A 16,586-nucleotide genomic window follows, 5' to 3' on the forward strand; every position below is an offset into this window, starting at 1 on the left:
GTGCGTCGGTATGTCGCCATACCGACGTTGAGCGGTTACTGCACTTCCTTATATTTGCCCTTGTCGTCCCACTCGTACACCACGTAGTCGGAGATTTTCAGGTCGCCTTTGCTGTCCCAGGATTTTTTGCCCATCACGGTATCCACCGAATTGGCTTTCAGCCATTCGCTGGCTTTGGCCGGATCGGCCCCGCCCGCAGCTTTAAATGCCGCAGCAATGGCCTGCACAGAGGCGTAGGCGTAGAGGGTATAGCCTTCCGGCTCGAATTTACTGGCGCGGAATTTGTCGATTACCGCTTTGCCTTCCGTGATCAGGCGCGGATCTTTACCGAAGGTCATGTAGATGCCGTTGGTGTACTGCGCCCCCCCGGCAGCGGTGACCATCTCTTCGTTGACGATGCAGTCCCCGGAGAAGAATTTCGCCTGCACGCCCTGCTCACGCATCTGGCGCACCAGCGGGCCCGCTTCCGGATGGCAGCCGCCAAAGAAGACCACGTCTGGCTTCTGGGCGCCGATTTTGGTCACCAGCGCGTTAAAGTCTTTCTCGCCGCGGGACAGCCCTTCATACATCACGTTCTGCACGCCACGTTTCGCCAGCGCCGCTTTGGTAGCATCCGCCAGACCCTGTCCGTAGGTGTCCTTGTCGTGAATAATCGCCACCCGTTTGGCTTTCAGCTTGTCGATAATGAAATCGCTGGCGATCTGGCCCTGCTGATCATCGCGCCCGCACATGCGGAACATGTCGCTCATGCCGCGCTCGGTGATCTGCGGGTTGGTAGAGCCGGGGGTAATGGCCAGCACGCCGGCGTCGTTATAGACCTCAGAGGCAGGCATGGTGGAAGAGGAGCAGAAGTGGCCGACCACGGCTTTGACTTTATCCTGATCCACCAGACGGTTAGCTACCGATACGGCCTGCTTCGGTTCGCAGGCGTCATCGCCCTGCACCAGTTTGATCTTTTCACCATTAATGCCGCCCGCGGCGTTGATATCTTCCGCAGCCTGCGTTGCGCCATGCCAGTACTGATCCCCGTACGTGGCGTTCGGCCCGGTAAAGGGACCCGCCACACCAATCACGATATCAGCCTGGGCGGAAAACGCCGTGACCAGGCAGCCTGCCAGAACAAGAGAAAGAGGACTTCTGATGAATTTCAGCGACATTATGATCTACCTTTTCTGAGTGATTTTTGCACAACCGTGTGTAGTCGAACGCCTGAAGGCGTACCCAATCCAAAATGCATTGCACTAAACGGACGACAAACTGCAGAAACAGGCGAGGGTGTCTGACGCATTTCCTCGACAGAACAACATTAAGCAAAATGGTTGCCAGAACGGGCAGCGTAGGGCCTTGTTTCGACAATTTTCAGTATAGAGCGCCGTTTTACGCCGCCCGGCGGCACGAAGTGAAATTACAGCGGGGATCACATCTCATTAACAACGAAGCACATAAGTTGTGCAGCGGTCACGATTTAAGCGTTTTTGCACCAGCAAAGACCGTGGATCAACAGGGAAGAGAACCGTTTCTGTGTTACCCTGCACACCATTCTATTCTGCAGGAGATCTACCCATGACTGAAGGCCCGTTAAACGAAACCGAAATGGAGTGGCTGGAAGAGACCTTAATGACCTACGGTCATGATGACGAGTCCGTTATGGATGTCTCAGAACTCGACGGTATGCTGACCGCGGTGCTGTCCGGCCCCGTGGTGGTGGAACCAGATCGCTGGCTGGTGGCGGTGTGGGGCGGCGAAAAGAACATTCCGCGCTGGAAGAACGAGCGTGAGATGAACCGCTTCATCGATCTCTGCTTCAAGCATATGAACGATATCGCCGAACGCCTGAGCGACTACCCGGATCAGTTTGAACCGATGTTCGGCATGAACGACGTCGACGGTCAAACCTATACCGTGGTGGAAGAGTGGTGCTTCGGCTATATGCGCGGCGTGGCGCTGACCGACTGGTCATCCCTGCCGGAGTCACTGCGTGCCGATCTGGATTTAATTGCCCTGCACGGTTCTGAAGAGAACTTTGAGCGTCTGGATTCCTTCAGTGAAGAGGCGTTCCAGCAGAGCATCGAGGGCATTCGTCCGGCAGCGCTGCGTCTGTATAACTACTGGATTGCCAACCCGCAAGAGCCGGTTACTCAGCAGCCGGTGATCAACGGCACCAAAGTGGGGCGCAACGATCCCTGTCCGTGCGGCAGCGGCAAGAAATTCAAGAACTGCTGTCTGCATTAACAGCGCCCGGCGGCGCTTCGCTTGCGCGGGCCTTAATATCCGTAGGCCGGGTAAGCGCAGCGCCACCCGGCATCATTGCACGTTATCCCACCTCTGGCAGCAACCCCGCCGTAATCCCGAACTGCACCAGGATTATCGCGATCCCGCAGGCAAAGACCAGACAGAGCGCAGGCTTACCGCCTGGTACCCGGTAGTTCCCTTCTGGATGATGCTTACGGCTTTGCCAGACCAGCAGCGAGGGCAGCAGCAGCGCCAGCACCGCCAGCGCCACGCCCGCGTAACCCAGCGCCATCACAAAACCCCGTGGGTAGAACAGCGCGAAGGCCAGCGGCGGCAGAAAGGTGATCGCCCCGGTCTGGATACGTCCGCTGACCGTGCGGCTGCGCTGGAACAGGTCGGCGAGGTAGTCGAACAGGCCCAGCGCCACCCCCAGGAACGAGGTCGCCAGGGCGAGATCGGCAAACAGATGCACCGCCAGCTCAACGTGCGGCGACGCAACCACTTCGCGTACGGCCTGCAACAGCCCGTTCAGCCCACTATGGTTTGCCAGCATCCCCATGAAGCTCGACGAGTTGATACTGCCGAGGGTGACCAGCTGCCAGAAGATGTATGCCACCAGCGGAATGGCGCTGCCGGTGATAAAGATCCAGCGCAGCTTGCGCACGTTGCCATTCATATAGCTGACAATGCTCGGCACGCTGCCGTGGAAACCAAACGAGGTAAAAATGACCGGGATAGCCGAAAGTGCCAGCCCTTTCTCCAGCGGCAGCGTCAGTAAGTTGATCTTATGAATGTGCGGGGCCAGCAGGGCCAGCATCACCACCAGGAAGACTATTTTTGCCGAGAACAGGAGGCGGTTGAACAGATCCACCAGCGACGTGCCCACGCAGACCACGCCCCCACCAATCAGGGTAAATAAGAGCACCCCGGTGGCGGGGGAGATATCAGCGTTGAACCCGTCATTGACGCTGGAGGCGATCAACTCCCCGGCGCCGCTGATGTAGGCTGCCGTCAGGGCATACATCAGGAACATCATGCTAAAGCCTGTGATCCACTGGCCAAATCGCCCCAGATAACGCCCGGCCAGCGATCCCAGCCCGGTATCGGCAGGAACGTGTTGATACACTTCGAGCAGCAACAGGGCGGTGTAACACATCAGTGCCCACAGTACGCCCAGTAACACCAGCGTAACGCCAAAACCGACACCTGCCGCCGCCAGCGGCATCGCCAGCATCCCGGCGCCAATCGTCGTTCCGGCGACGATAAAAATACTACCCAGCGTTCTGTTCTTCACGTTTTCCTCTAAAACCTTACGGCACAACGACAAAATCTGCGGCGCAGAGTAAGGGAAAAGGACGGGCTCGTCAAACCGGCGTTACAACCGCTGTAATGGAATATTTACGCTATCTAACTTAAGCGTCGCTCTGGTCATATGCCCGTAAAAATGAGGAGGTTTGCCTACTTCATAAGAGCAATGTTTTCGCTCGATAATCAGGCGTAACGTAAACGTTTCTTATAAATATTCAAAAAAAGTGAGACGGCGATGGCGGTCAGTAATCCCTTCTGTGCGAAATGGAGTCGTTCAGGCAATTTATTGTGTCACGGGCACTGGATAATCAGCTGGCAGGGCCATGCGCTAACCTTACCGGAGGCGAGGCAGGAAAAGGATATGGGGACCTGGGCCATCTATTCGATCATCGATCCCGAAGATGAGACCTTTGCCCAGGGGTTGCAGGAAGATGAGTGGATTATTGAAAACGTCGAATGGTTGACCGATCTCTTTTTCGACCACGGCATTCCGCTGGAGACCGCCAGCTATCGCCAGTTTTATCAGGCGGTCAATAAACAGGACTGGCGCTGCACCAGCTGTGCGGGTTGCATGTAAACCTGCGCCAGCGCAAAACGTTGCGGGGAGGAAAGGGTTAGGCTGCGCCTTTTCTTCTGGAGGGTTTATGGCATCCATTCATGGGCACGAAGTGCTGACGATGATGATCGAGTCCGGTGAGCAATACAGCGAAGAGAGTCTGATTGCTGCGATTACGGCGCGTTTTGGTGACGAGGCGCGTTTTCATACCTGTTCAGCCGCGGACATGACGGCGGCGGAGCTGGTGACATTTCTGGCGGCGCGCGGTAAATTCATTCCGCAGGCGTCGGGTTTTTCAACTCATGAAAGTAAAATCTGCCGCCATTAAAAATTTGCGGCGCCAGATGGCGCCGCATGAATATTAATTTTGGGCATCGAGCGTCGACAGCTCTTTATCAATAAAGTACAACCCTTCACCCGATTTTCCGGCCAGTGAAAGTTTATCGAGAACCGATTTAAACAGCTTCTCTTCTTCATGCTGTTCTGCCACATACCATTGCAGGAAATTAAAGGTAGGATAATCCTGGCTGGTCATTGCTGCGTGTACCAGTTCATTAATTTTTTGCGTGATCAGCTGTTCATGCTCGTAGGTAGCGCGGAACAGTTCATCTAATGAGGCATATTCTGCAAACGGCGATGCCACCGGGTTGATGCGCGGCAGGCTGCCAGTATCCGTAAGATAATCAAAGAGACGCTGCATGTGTGTCATCTCTTCCTGGGCGTGACGACGCATAAACGCCGCCGCGCCTTCAAAACTGTGATAGCTACACCAGGCACTCATCTGTTGATAGAGCAGGGAGGAGTAAAGCTCCAGATTCATTTGCTCATTGAGCTTGTCGATCATTTCACTTTTAAGCATGGTGTGGCTCCGTTTTATTATTAACTGGTCAACGTGAGCGTCACTATAATTTGTTATTTATTTATTTGCAAAAAGTAAAATAAATATTTAAGCGATCATAATGCGAATGGGAATAAAACGCATTGCGCGTAGCTTAAATATATTAATGAGAATTATTCTGTTTCGTGTTCAGAATATTATTGCCAGCAGAAGCGCTGGCAACGAAATTAGTAATAAGCCGATGTTGTAACGGCAGGGGCGGGGGCGTAACCGTGGCACTGATACTGGATAGTGACGGTTTTGTTCAGACACAGCGAGCCGCTGATCACGCTGCAGGTTTCGATCGGCTGACCGTAGGCCTGGGCCGTGCTGTATCCCATGGCCTGACATTCGCGGGTGGCAGTGCCACTTGTTACATAGGCATCATCATAAGAGGTCTGGAATAGTGGCTGACCATAATCAAGCCTGACGACCCCCGAGGTGACATCGACGCTGCTCACTTCAGCCTTGCGGGTGATGCCGCAACCTGCCAGTAACAGCACCAGACCGACCGTGCATAATCTCTTCATAGAACACTCTGAATGCGTTGAAATAACCTATACTAACGCCAGACGTAAAGCGCAATGCCAGGAATAACCACCTGTTCTCTCTTTTCTCTTCGCCACGACCATCCGGCTCCTTCAATCATAAGCCATCCTTTTGCGAACCGGTGTTCACATCTCTCTTCATCGAAATTGTGAGCGCATCTTTGTTTTTTGAAACTATTTTTCACTTAATTTGAAAGTACGTTTGCTTAGTAGTAAGGTGAGTCAGGTAAGCTATTCACAGCGGGTGCCCCGCATCGCATTCAGGAGACGAAGTATGAAAATTGCACTGATGATGGAAAACAGCCAGGCGCAAAAAAACGCCATCATCCTCAAGGAATTGAACGCCGTTGCTGAAGAGAAAGGTTTCCCGGTTTATAACGTTGGGATGAGCGACGAAAACGATCACCACCTGACCTATATTCACCTGGGGATCATGGCGAGCATTCTGCTGAACTCTAAAGCGGTTGATTTCGTGGTGACCGGTTGCGGTACCGGCCAGGGTGCGCTGATGTCCCTGAACATCCACCCGGGCGTGGTGTGTGGCTACTGCATCGATCCTGCTGACGCCTTCCTGTTTGCACAGATCAACAATGGTAACGCACTCGCCCTGCCATTTGCCAAAGGCTTCGGCTGGGGCGCAGAGCTGAACGTGCGCTTTATCTTTGAAAAAGCCTTCACTGGCCGTAAAGGCGAAGGTTATCCGCCAGAGCGTAAAGAGCCTCAGGTTCGCAACGCGGGCATCCTGAACCAGGTGAAAGCGGCTGTGGTGAAAGAGAACTATCTCGACACCCTGCGCGCCATCGATCCAGAGCTGGTTAAAACTGCGGTTACCGGTCAGCGTTTCCAGCAGTGCTTCTTCGAGAACTGCCAGGATAAAGAGATCGAAGCCTTTGTCCGCGGTATTATCGGCTAAGTTGCTAACACTGATAAAAAGCCAGCTTGCGCTGGCTTTTTTTATGCCTGTTTTCTGGATACCGCACTGCCGGCATCTTTTACCAGCCGCAGGGTATCGACCATCCCCAGCAGACAGACCAGCGCAATGGCTACAAACGCCAGCCGGAAGCTGATGCCCGGTAGCGACGCCATCCCCAGCCATTCGCTACACACTTCGCCGATGCGGATCCCGATGGCGCCGAGGGTGATCCCCAGCCCCACTGCCAGCTGGGTGGCGGTGGAAAATAGGGTGTTGGCATAGCTCATCTGCGGCGAAGGCACATCCGCAAAAGCAAGGGTACTGATGGCGGTAAACTGAATGGAACGGAACACGCCGCCCAGATAAAGGATCAGCATAATGAGCCACACCGGGGTTTGTGGAGTCAGGAAAGCGCAGGCCAGCAGAGCCAGCACGTTCAGCGCGCCGTTGATTAGAAGTAGCTTCTTAAACCCCAGCCCGCGAATCAGTGGCGTGGTTGCCGGTTTGATGGTCAGGTTGCCGACAAAGACGGCCAGCACCAGCAAACCGGAGTGGAACGCATCCATGCCGAATCCTACCTGAAAGAGCAGCGGCAGCAAAAACGGCACGGCGCTGATGGAGGCGCGAAACAGCGACCCGCCGTACATCGTCACCCGAAAGGTGGGTACCTGCAAGGCGTCGAGGCGGATCATCGGCCACTCGGCGCGCCGGAAATGGCGCAGGGCATAAATCATGGTCACCATCCCTGTTGCCAGCAGCGCAAGGGTCATGCCTGTATTCATCTCCTGCGCCCCCATCATCTCCATGGCATAGACCAGACTCACCATCGCCACCGAGGTGGCGATAAAGCCCGGCGTATCGAACGGGCGACGGGCCTCTTCATAGATATCGGGAATAATGCGCAGCGCCAGCACGATAGCTATCAGCCCTAACGGCACGTTAATAAAGAAGATCCAGCGCCAGTTGGCATAGCTGGTAATAAAGCCTCCCAGCGGCGGGCCGATGATGGGTGCCACCAGCGCGGGCCAGGTGAGGGTGGCGATGGCGGTAATCAACAGGTGCTTAGGCGTGGTGCGCAATACGGCAAGGCGGCCTACCGGCACCATTAATGCACCGCCCATTCCCTGCAGTATGCGCATGGCGATGAACTGATCCACGCTGGTGGCGAGACCGCACAGCACCGAGGCGAGAGTGAAGATCGCCAGGGCAAGGGTGAACACCTTACGCGCGCCAAAGCGATCGGCGATCCAGCCGCTGGCCGGAATAAGCACCGCCAGGGTGATGAGGTAGGCGCTGATCCCGAGATTAAGATCGACCGCCTGCACGCCAAAGCTTTTCGCCATATCGGGTAACGCCGTGGCGATCACCGTGCCGTCAAGAAACTCCATAAAGAACGCGCCGGCTACCAGCAGCGCGGCGGGAGAGATCCCGCTGGCCGCTTTGCCGGAGTGATTTTCGGTCATTTTTCTCTGCCACTTAAAAATTTTTTTAAAAATTTACGGGAACACGTTGTGCGTTAATACACTGAATTATATTCATTTTTAATCGGAACATCGTTTTGTTTTAAATAAACTGCCGTGATGAATATCACAAAAACATTGATTTTTGTGATGGAGGTCATATTATAGCCGCATCAACAATAACACCTGCATAACACTTAGCCGGAGCATACCGATGAAATTGCGCAAGATCCTGAAAAGCATGTTCGAATCCTACTGCAAGACCTTTAAGGACGTACCGCCAGGCGCGATGTTCTGATAAGAAAAACCTGCTCCGGCAGGTTTTTTTGTGCCTGTACGCCGCATCAGGGCTGACGTTTTGCTACTATGACGGCCTTTCAAACAGGAGAAGCCTATGTCTCAAAACCTGAGTGCCGATCAGGAACTGATCTCTGACGTCGTTGCATGCCAGCTGGTCATCAAACAAATCCTTGATGTGATTGAAATCATTGCGCCCGCAGAAGTCCGCGAGAAAATGTCCAGTCAGCTGAAAAACATCGATTTCGCCAGCAATCCTGCGTCGGCCGACCCTGTTACGCTGCGCGCCGTACAGAAAGCCATTGCGCTGATCGAACTGAAGTTCACGCCGCAGGGCGAGTCTCACTAAAATAAACCGGTGTTTTGAATTTACAAACGGTTTTGTGAGAATAATGTGAACGGGCGACCCTGGGTCGCCCGGAACGAGAATTACATGAAGGTCTGCACCAGTAGGGTGGTAACGCTTTTGCAAAAAATTACCCGGCACAGGCCGGGTAATTTAGTTAACGCGCAGAATCAGTGATGCTGACGGCTGACGACGTTAAGCAACTGGCGATCGGTCTGTTCCAGACCCATGCCGGTGCGACGCGCCTGGCGAACTTCATCAAGGATGGTTTTGAGTAATACCCCATCCTGCTGCTGTTCTTTTTCAATATCATGCAGGAAGTTGAGCGTAGAAATATCTTTCATTTTCCGCGCTTCATCCGTTAATTGATTCAGCGTCTGACAGCGCTGCTCATACTCTTCCAGTGTGCGCTGGAAAACCGCTTCCAGGCAATTGCACTCTTCGTCAGTCATATCCACGGGTTTCAGAACCGGCATTGCGCCTGATGCTTTTAAAAAATCGAAAACGCGCATCATTTGCGTGACGTTGCTCTGCGCCTGGAGGCGCAGGAAGGTCGCGGAACCGGTTAGCTGATGTTCTGAACACCACTCGCTGAGGTGCAAAGAGAGATTTGACGCATGAAACTCGAGGTTCATCTGCGTGTTGAGCCTGGTGATCATATCCGAGACAGCCATATCCATTCCCTTTTCTTCGTTTATGTAACCAAAAAAATAATCATCATTAACGATAGTTCACTACAGAATAAAAGCATTCTGTTTTCCCTGTATGTGATCCCAAATTCATTTCAGGCATCAGGTAGAATTCATAATAACAGCGAATCCTTTATAAGAAAATCCTTATAAATATATTCTTACTAAACCTTACCCACCATCAGGAATTAAAAAAAATGAAGAATTTCGAGAAGAAAAGGGTGAGGATTTTCGTCAATAACTTATTGTAATATATAAATTTGTATGAATTTAATACTGCTCGAACAATGAAATTACTTTATGTCTTTCTCCGTCGCGGTGAAATAGGCGCTTAGCAAAAAAAATGATAATTATTCCTGCCAGGTGGAATACAGAAAATTCTGGTTTTTAATAGATTTTTACAGTTGGTGAAAATTGCGCCAGATCATTTTTGCTGAAAATAGTGCGATATGTGATCCCGCTGGAAGTTTTCCGCCCTGTACGCGGTGAAAATGAAACATTGTTTTATGTTTCACTAACGGAGTTCATTATGGCAAAAGTAGCGGTGCTGCTGGCACCCGGATTTGAAGAGGCGGAAGCGATTATCACTATTGATATCTTGCGCCGTCTCCACATTGAGGTAGAAACCCTGGCCTGCGCCGAGTCGCGCGCGGTGGTGAGCTACCATAATATCCCGATGGTGGCGGACAGCACCCTCAGCGAAAAACTCGACAGTTACTACGACGCGGTCGTTTTACCCGGCGGCCCACAGGGCAGCGTGAATCTGGCGGCCAGTGCCGATGTGGTGCGTTTTGTCGCCGCGCATGACGAAGCGGGCAAATTTATTGCCCCAATTTGTTCGGCTGCGGCACGCGTGCTGGGCGGCAATGGCCTGTTAAAAGGGCGTCGCTATGTCTGCTCGGGAGAACTCTGGCAGGCAATTCAGGACGGCGAATATGTCGATGCGCCAGTGGTGGAAGATGGCAACCTCATCAGCGGCAAGGGGCTGGGCCATGCCTTTGACTTTGCGCTGACGCTCTCAGCACGTCTGCTGGGTGATGAAGCACCGGTACGCGATCACGCCGAGCATATCTATTATCCCTGGTAATACGATGCCGGGCGCCAGCGCGCCCGGATCACAAGGATTTCTTAGCTAATCTTATGGACTAATCTGCTTTCCCCCCTTTCTATTTGTCAGACAAATACCTGCATATTTATGTCTTTTTCCGCTGAATCTATGTACGCAATTACTGTAATTCTGCGGTGTGATGGCGCTCTCTTATGGATGATTAATTTCCCGCTAAAACTATCTCAAGCAAATGCGCTTAATACACCCCTGGCGCTAATGCCTTGTTTTAAGTCCGATTAAAAACATTTTAGTTGTTATTCCCCTACAAATTAAAACGCTAAAGCTGGAGTTAACCATGCACAAATTTACTAAAGCGCTGGCGGCCATCGGTCTGGCTGCCGTTATGTCACAATCCGCTATGGCGGAGAACCTGAAGCTCGGTTTCCTGGTGAAGCAACCGGAAGAGCCATGGTTCCAGACAGAGTGGAAATTTGCCGATAAAGCCGGGAAAGATTTGGGTTTTGAAGTCATTAAAATTGCTGTGCCGGATGGTGAAAAAACGCTGAACGCTATCGACAGCCTGGCAGCCAGCGGCGCGAAAGGGTTTGTCATCTGTACTCCGGATCCCAAACTGGGCTCGGCTATCGTGGCGAAAGCGCGTGGCTACGACATGAAAGTTATCGCCGTGGACGACCAGTTCGTGAACGCCAAAGGCAAGCCGATGGATACCGTGCCGCTGGTGATGATGGCGGCGACCAAAATCGGTGAGCGTCAGGGCCAGGAGCTCTATAAAGAGATGCAAAAACGCGGCTGGGATGTGAAGGATACCGCGGTTATGGCGATCACTGCCGATGAACTGGATACCGCACGCCGTCGCACCACCGGCTCTATGGAAGCCCTGAAAGCGGCCGGCTTCCCGGAAAAACAGATCTACAAAGTGCCAACCAAATCTAACGATATCCCGGGCGCCTTCGATGCGGCCAACTCCATGCTGGTGCAACACCCTGAAGTGAAACACTGGCTGGTAGTGGGGATGAACGACAACACCGTACTGGGCGGCGTGCGCGCCACCGAAGGCCAGGGCTTCAAAGCGGCAGATGTTATCGGCATCGGCATCAACGGCGTTGATGCGGTGAGCGAGCTCTCTAAAGCGCAGGCCACCGGCTTCTACGGTTCTCTGCTGCCAAGCCCGGACGTACATGGCTATAAATCCAGCGAAATGCTCTACAACTGGGTCACCAAAGGTGCCGAGCCAGCGAAATTCACTGAAGTTACCGACGTGGTGCTGATCACCCGTGACAACTTCAAAGCAGAGCTGGAGAAAAAGGGACTGGGCGGTAAGTAATTCACTGTGATTGCGCCCCCCGTACCATCGGGGGGCCAGACGTTCACTACTCGATCCTCGGAGACGTTATGCAACAGTCTGAACCGTATCTCTCTTTTCGCGGCATCGGCAAAACCTTTCCCGGTGTCAACGCGCTGACCGACATCAGCTTTGACTGCTATGCGGGTCAGGTTCATGCCCTGATGGGTGAGAACGGCGCCGGAAAATCCACGCTGTTGAAGATCCTCAGCGGTAACTACACCCCCACGACAGGCACGCTCGCCATCCAGGGCAAAGAGGTCGCCTTCGCGGACACCACCGCCGCGCTGAATGCCGGTGTCGCCATCATCTACCAGGAACTGCATCTGGTGCCGGAGATGACCGTGGCGGAGAACATCTATCTTGGGCAGCTTCCGCATAAGGGCGGTTTCGTTAACCGTTCGCTGCTCAACTATGAGGCCGGATTACAGCTTAAGCACCTTGGGCTGGATATTGATCCCCAGACCCCGCTTAAATATCTCTCCATCGGCCAGTGGCAGATGGTGGAGATTGCCAAGGCGCTGGCGCGCAATGCCAAAATTATCGCCTTTGACGAACCCACCAGCTCGCTGTCAGCGCGTGAAATCGAGAACCTGTTCCGGGTGATCCGCGAGCTGCGCAAAGAGGGGCGCATCATTCTCTACGTGTCGCACCGTATGGAAGAGATCTTTGCCCTCAGCGACGCTATTACCGTGTTTAAAGATGGTCGCTATGTCCGCACCTTCAGCGACATGCAGCAGGTCAACCACGACCTGCTGGTGCAGGCGATGGTAGGGCGCGAACTGGGTGATATCTATCACTGGGAACCGCGCCAGTACGGCGGCGAACTGCTGCGCCTCGAAGAGGTAAAAGCCCCGGGCGTACGCACCCCGGTAAGCCTGACGGTGCGCAGCGGTGAAATTGTTGGCTTGTTCGGACTGGTAGGGGCAGGGCGCAGCGAGCTGATGAAAGGACTGTTTGGCGGCACCCGCATCACTGGCGGGCAGGTGTTTATCGACGGCCAGCCTGTCGATATTCAGAAACCGGCCCATGCCATTCGCGCAGGGATGATGCTCTGCCCGGAAGACCGTAAAGCCGAAGGGATCATCCCGGTGCACTCGGTGCGGGACAACATCAATATCTCGGCCCGCCGGAAAACCATTCGTGCCGGATGCCTGATTAACGACACGTGGGAAGTCAGCAACGCCGATCACCACATTCGATCGCTCAACATCAAAACCCCGGGCGCGGAACAGCTGATTATGAATCTCTCCGGTGGCAACCAGCAAAAGGCCATTCTGGGCCGCTGGCTGTCGGAAGAGATGAAGGTGATCCTGCTGGATGAACCGACGCGCGGTATCGACGTGGGCGCCAAGCACGAAATCTATAACGTCATTTATACCCTGGCAAAACGTGGCGTGGCGGTGCTCTTCGCCTCCAGCGATCTGCCGGAAGTACTGGGCGTGGCCGACCGTATCGTGGTGATGCGTGAAGGGGCCATTGCCGGTGAATTGCTACATGAACAGGCGAATGAACAGCAGGCGTTAAGCCTCGCCATGCCTAAAGTCAGTCAGGCTGTCGCCTGAGTAAGGAGAATAAGATGTCCTCTGTCACTACATCCGGAGCGCCGAAATCGGCCTTCAGCTTTGGGCGGATCTGGGATCAATACGGCATGCTGGTCGTGTTTGCCGTACTGTTCCTCGGCTGCGCCATCTTTGTGCCTAACTTCGCCACCTTCATTAACATGAAAGGGCTGGGCCTTGCCATCTCCATGTCGGGCATGGTGGCCTGCGGGATGCTGTTCTGTCTGGCATCCGGCGACTTCGACCTGTCGGTCGCCTCGGTTATCGCCTGCGCGGGGGTAACCACCGCAGTGGTCATTAACATGACCGAAAGCCTGTGGATTGGTGTGGCGGCTGGGCTGCTGCTCGGGGTGCTCAGCGGGCTGGTAAACGGCTTCGTGATTGCGCGCCTGAAAATCAACGCCCTGATCACCACGCTCGCCACCATGCAGATTGTGCGTGGGCTGGCCTACATCATCTCTGACGGTAAAGCGGTGGGGATTGAAGATGAGCGCTTCTTTACCCTCGGCTACGCCAACTGGCTCGGTCTGCCAGCCCCTATCTGGCTGACGGTCGGCTGCCTGATCATTTTTGGTTTCCTGCTGAACAGAACCACCTTTGGCCGTAATACCCTGGCGATTGGTGGTAATGAAGAGGCGGCGCGTCTGGCGGGTGTACCGGTAGTACGGACCAAGATCATCATCTTCGTGCTTTCCGGTCTGGTGTCGGCGGCGGCGGGGATTATTCTGGCTTCACGTATGACCAGCGGCCAGCCAATGACCTCTATCGGCTATGAGCTGATCGTCATCTCAGCCTGCGTTTTAGGTGGCGTATCGCTGAAGGGCGGCATCGGAAAAATCTCATATGTGGTGGCCGGGATACTGATTCTCGGGACGGTTGAGAACGCCATGAATCTGCTGAACATCTCCCCGTTCTCGCAGTATGTGGTACGTGGCCTGATCCTGCTTGCGGCGGTGATTTTCGACCGTTACAAGCAAAAAGCAAAGCGCACCGTTTAACCCTTTTTTCCACCCCCTCCCGACTTAACTTTTAAGTGTAGCCCCCCTTCCCAGCCGCAGCGGGAAGGGGGATGTCAAATGGCGAGCCCCGTCACACTGTCTATACTTACATGGCTACTGAGATGTTTGCCGTTTTTCATCTCGCCAACTGTAAGGAGGATCAGGGTGGCCGATACGTTAACTTCACCGCCTTTACTATCAGAAAACTTTGCGTACTTTTTCGACCTCGACGGGACCCTTGCTACCATCAAGCCACACCCCGATGAGGTAGTTGTTCCCGCAGAAGTATTACAGGCACTGAATCAGCTGGCACAGCTGAATGAGGGGGCACTGGCATTGATATCAGGGCGTTCAATGGCCGAGCTGGACCAGCTCGCCAGACCCTACCGTTTCCCGCTTGCCGGTGTACACGGGGCGGAGCGCCGCGACATCCATGGTCATTCGCAATCCGTTTCCCTTCCCCCGGATCTGATCCAGACGCTGCATGCGCAGCTTACAACGGCGCTTTTATATCTGCCTGGCACCGAACTTGAAGCCAAAGGGATGGCATTTGCAATCCACTACCGTCAGGCTCAGGAATATGAGAAGAATATTTTCGCCCTGGCGGAACAGATCGTGCACGACAATCCGCAGCTGTCACTCCAGCCAGGTAAATGTGTAGTTGAAATCAAACCGAGAGGGATCCATAAAGGCGAGGCTATCTCAGCCTTTATGCATGAAGCGCCTTTCCTCGGGAGAACGCCGGTTTTCTTTGGTGATGACCTCACCGATGAGCATGGCTTTGAAGTGGTGAATCAGCTCAAAGGGGTATCAGTGAAAGTCGGCGCAGGTGAGACCAAAGCTAGCTGGCGGCTGGCTACGGTACCTGATGTCTGGCAATGGGTAATAAAAGCCGCTAACCATCAACAAGAACAAGAAATAGCGCAAATTAACAGGAGAAAACCTTATGGGTCGCTTGATCGTAGTTTCTAATCGCATCGCTCCCCCGGATGATAAAAAAGCCAGCGCAGGTGGCCTGGCAGTTGGGGTGCTGGGGGCGTTAAAAAGTACGGGGGGGCTCTGGTTTGGCTGGAGTGGAGAGATTGGTAATGAGGACAAACCGCTAAAAAAGGTGACGCGCGGGAATATCACCTGGGCTTCATTTAATCTCAGTGAACAGAATTACGATGAGTACTACAGCCAGTTCTCCAATGCCGTGCTGTGGCCAGCCTTCCACTATCGCCTCGACCTGGTAAAGTTTAAGCGCGAGGCCTGGGAAGGGTACACGCGGGTCAATAGTCTGCTGGCCGATAAGCTGCTGCCGTTAGTCCAGCAGGACGACGTGCTATGGATACACGATTATCATCTGCTGCCGTTTGCCAGCGAGCTGCGCAAGCGCGGCGTCAACAACCGGATTGGCTTCTTCCTGCATATTCCGTTCCCGACCCCGGAGATCTTCAACGCGCTGCCGCCGAGCGACGAGCTGCTTGAACAGCTCTGCGATTACGATCTGCTGGGCTTCCAGACCGAAAATGACCGCCTGGCCTTCCTCGACAGCGTGGCCAGCAAAACGCGCCTGACGGCACATGACGATGACACGCACTCCGCCTGGGGCAAGCGCTTCCGCACTGAGGTCTATCCGATTGGTATTGAGCCGGACGAGATTATCGAGCAGGCTTCCGGGCCGCTGCCGCCTAAGCTGGCGCAGCTGAAAGAAGAGCTGAAGCACGTAAAAAACATCTTCTCTGTTGAGCGTCTCGATTACTCCAAAGGGCTGCCGGAGCGTTTTCAGGCCTATGAGACTCTGTTGGAGAATTTTCCTGAGCACCACGGTAAGATCCGCTATACCCAAATCGCACCGACCTCGCGCGGCGAGGTGCAGGCCTATCAGGACATCCGACATCAGCTTGAGAACGAAGCCGGTCGCATTAACGGCCGCTACGGCCAGTTGGGCTGGACGCCACTGTTCTATCTCAACCAGCATTTTGAGCGCAAAATCCTGATGAAGGTGTTCCGCTATGCCGATGTCGGCCTGGTCACGCCGCTGCGTGACGGGATGAACCTGGTGGCGAAAGAGTATGTCGCCGCGCAGGATCCGGCCGACCCGGGCGTGCTGGTACTGTCGCAGTTTGCCGGTGCCGCTAACGAGCTTACCTCGGCGCTGATCGTTAACCCGTACGATCGGGACGATGTTGCCAATGCTCTGCACCGTGCGCTGAATATGCCCCTCACGGAGCGTATTTCACGCCATGCCGATATGATGAAAGTGATCCGCGAAAATGATATTGACCGCTGGCAGGCGCGCTTCACTGAGGATCTGAAGCAGATTACTCCCCGCAGCGTGGAGAGCAATCTGCAAAAAAAGGTCGCAACGTTCCCTAAACTTGCCTGATAAATATTCCGCTCAGGG

The 16,586-nt window shown here is 54.0% G+C and carries 18 protein-coding genes; 12 read left to right on the top strand and 6 right to left on the bottom strand.

Going from position 1 to position 16,586, the window contains the following annotated elements; all coding sequences use genetic code 11:
• Positions 1–35: 35 nt before the first annotated feature.
• Positions 36–1,157, bottom strand: coding sequence for a branched-chain amino acid ABC transporter substrate-binding protein (locus DVA44_RS08905; RefSeq protein WP_114314582.1), 1,122 nt, complete (start codon positions 1,155–1,157; stop codon positions 36–38).
• Positions 1,158–1,563: 406 nt separating this feature from the next.
• On the opposite strand from DVA44_RS08905, the gene DVA44_RS08910 reads away from it, so the two are divergent.
• Entirely contained in the window at positions 1,564–2,232 is a 669-nt protein-coding gene (locus DVA44_RS08910) for a YecA family protein (protein WP_114314583.1), read from the top strand.
• 82 nt (positions 2,233–2,314) lie between these two features.
• Here DVA44_RS08910 and tyrP read toward each other — a convergent pair whose 3' ends face one another.
• Positions 2,315–3,526 (bottom strand): tyrosine transporter TyrP, encoded by a 1,212-nt coding sequence (tyrP, locus tag DVA44_RS08915; protein ID WP_114314584.1) that lies wholly within the window; start codon positions 3,524–3,526, stop codon positions 2,315–2,317.
• 249 nt (positions 3,527–3,775) lie between these two features.
• Between tyrP and DVA44_RS08920 the strand changes: the two genes are divergently transcribed.
• Positions 3,776–4,117, top strand: a complete 342-nt coding sequence (locus DVA44_RS08920; RefSeq protein WP_114314585.1) for a hypothetical protein — start codon at positions 3,776–3,778, stop codon at positions 4,115–4,117.
• A gap of 67 nt (positions 4,118–4,184) precedes the next feature.
• The gene (locus DVA44_RS08925; protein ID WP_114314586.1) at positions 4,185–4,424 is read left to right on the top strand and encodes a YecH family metal-binding protein; all 240 of its coding nucleotides are present in this window, start codon (positions 4,185–4,187) and stop codon (positions 4,422–4,424) included.
• Positions 4,425–4,457: 33 nt separating this feature from the next.
• On the opposite strand, the gene ftnA is transcribed toward DVA44_RS08925, so the two are convergent.
• Positions 4,458–4,955 carry a non-heme ferritin gene (gene ftnA, locus DVA44_RS08930; RefSeq protein WP_103822416.1) on the bottom strand — a complete coding sequence of 166 codons (498 nt, stop codon included), beginning with the start codon at positions 4,953–4,955 and terminating at the stop codon, positions 4,458–4,460.
• 206 nt (positions 4,956–5,161) lie between these two features.
• Entirely contained in the window at positions 5,162–5,503 is a 342-nt protein-coding gene (yecR, locus tag DVA44_RS08935; RefSeq protein WP_103180106.1) for a YecR family lipoprotein, read from the bottom strand.
• Positions 5,504–5,795: 292 nt separating this feature from the next.
• On the opposite strand from yecR, the gene DVA44_RS08940 reads away from it, so the two are divergent.
• Positions 5,796–6,434 (top strand): RpiB/LacA/LacB family sugar-phosphate isomerase, encoded by a 639-nt coding sequence (locus DVA44_RS08940; protein WP_103180105.1) that lies wholly within the window; start codon positions 5,796–5,798, stop codon positions 6,432–6,434.
• 41 nt (positions 6,435–6,475) lie between these two features.
• On the opposite strand, the gene DVA44_RS08945 is transcribed toward DVA44_RS08940, so the two are convergent.
• Positions 6,476–7,897 carry an MFS transporter gene (locus tag DVA44_RS08945; RefSeq protein WP_114314587.1) on the bottom strand — a complete coding sequence of 474 codons (1,422 nt, stop codon included), beginning with the start codon at positions 7,895–7,897 and terminating at the stop codon, positions 6,476–6,478.
• A 211-nt stretch (positions 7,898–8,108) separates the two neighbouring features.
• Here DVA44_RS08945 and azuC point away from each other — a divergent pair, with 211 nt between their 5' ends.
• Both azuC and DVA44_RS08955 read left to right on the top strand, forming a co-directional pair.
• On the top strand, positions 8,109–8,192 hold the full coding sequence (gene azuC, locus DVA44_RS08950) for a stress response protein AzuC (protein WP_098946254.1): 84 nt from the start codon (positions 8,109–8,111) through the stop codon (positions 8,190–8,192).
• Between the two features lie 96 nt (positions 8,193–8,288).
• Positions 8,289–8,540 (top strand): DUF2766 family protein, encoded by a 252-nt coding sequence (locus tag DVA44_RS08955; protein WP_039030868.1) that lies wholly within the window; start codon positions 8,289–8,291, stop codon positions 8,538–8,540.
• Positions 8,541–8,707: 167 nt separating this feature from the next.
• Here DVA44_RS08955 and DVA44_RS08960 read toward each other — a convergent pair whose 3' ends face one another.
• Positions 8,708–9,211 (bottom strand): non-heme ferritin-like protein, encoded by a 504-nt coding sequence (locus DVA44_RS08960; protein WP_114317067.1) that lies wholly within the window; start codon positions 9,209–9,211, stop codon positions 8,708–8,710.
• A 544-nt stretch (positions 9,212–9,755) separates the two neighbouring features.
• Here DVA44_RS08960 and DVA44_RS08965 point away from each other — a divergent pair.
• The 6 genes from DVA44_RS08965 to otsA all read left to right on the top strand — a co-directional run bounded on the left by DVA44_RS08965 (position 9,756) and on the right by otsA (position 16,568).
• Positions 9,756–10,313 (top strand): DJ-1 family glyoxalase III, encoded by a 558-nt coding sequence (locus DVA44_RS08965; RefSeq protein ID WP_114386367.1) that lies wholly within the window; start codon positions 9,756–9,758, stop codon positions 10,311–10,313.
• A gap of 316 nt (positions 10,314–10,629) precedes the next feature.
• Positions 10,630–11,619, top strand: a complete 990-nt coding sequence (gene araF, locus DVA44_RS08975; protein WP_103822412.1) for an arabinose ABC transporter substrate-binding protein AraF — start codon at positions 10,630–10,632, stop codon at positions 11,617–11,619.
• Between the two features lie 68 nt (positions 11,620–11,687).
• Complete coding sequence (araG, locus tag DVA44_RS08980; RefSeq protein ID WP_114386369.1) at positions 11,688–13,202, top strand: L-arabinose ABC transporter ATP-binding protein AraG; 1,515 nt, start codon at positions 11,688–11,690, stop codon at positions 13,200–13,202.
• A gap of 14 nt (positions 13,203–13,216) precedes the next feature.
• Entirely contained in the window at positions 13,217–14,197 is a 981-nt protein-coding gene (gene araH, locus DVA44_RS08985) for an arabinose ABC transporter permease AraH (protein WP_103180100.1), read from the top strand.
• A 165-nt stretch (positions 14,198–14,362) separates the two neighbouring features.
• Complete coding sequence (gene otsB / locus DVA44_RS08990; protein ID WP_103180099.1) at positions 14,363–15,169, top strand: trehalose-phosphatase; 807 nt, start codon at positions 14,363–14,365, stop codon at positions 15,167–15,169.
• Positions 15,144–16,568, top strand: coding sequence for an alpha,alpha-trehalose-phosphate synthase (gene otsA, locus DVA44_RS08995; protein ID WP_114386371.1), 1,425 nt, complete (start codon positions 15,144–15,146; stop codon positions 16,566–16,568). The genes otsB and otsA overlap by 26 nt, the downstream gene beginning before the upstream one ends.
• Positions 16,569–16,586: the final 18 nt, after the last annotated feature.

Source organism: Leclercia sp. W17 (assembly GCF_003336325.1).
GTDB lineage: Bacteria > Pseudomonadota > Gammaproteobacteria > Enterobacterales > Enterobacteriaceae > Enterobacter.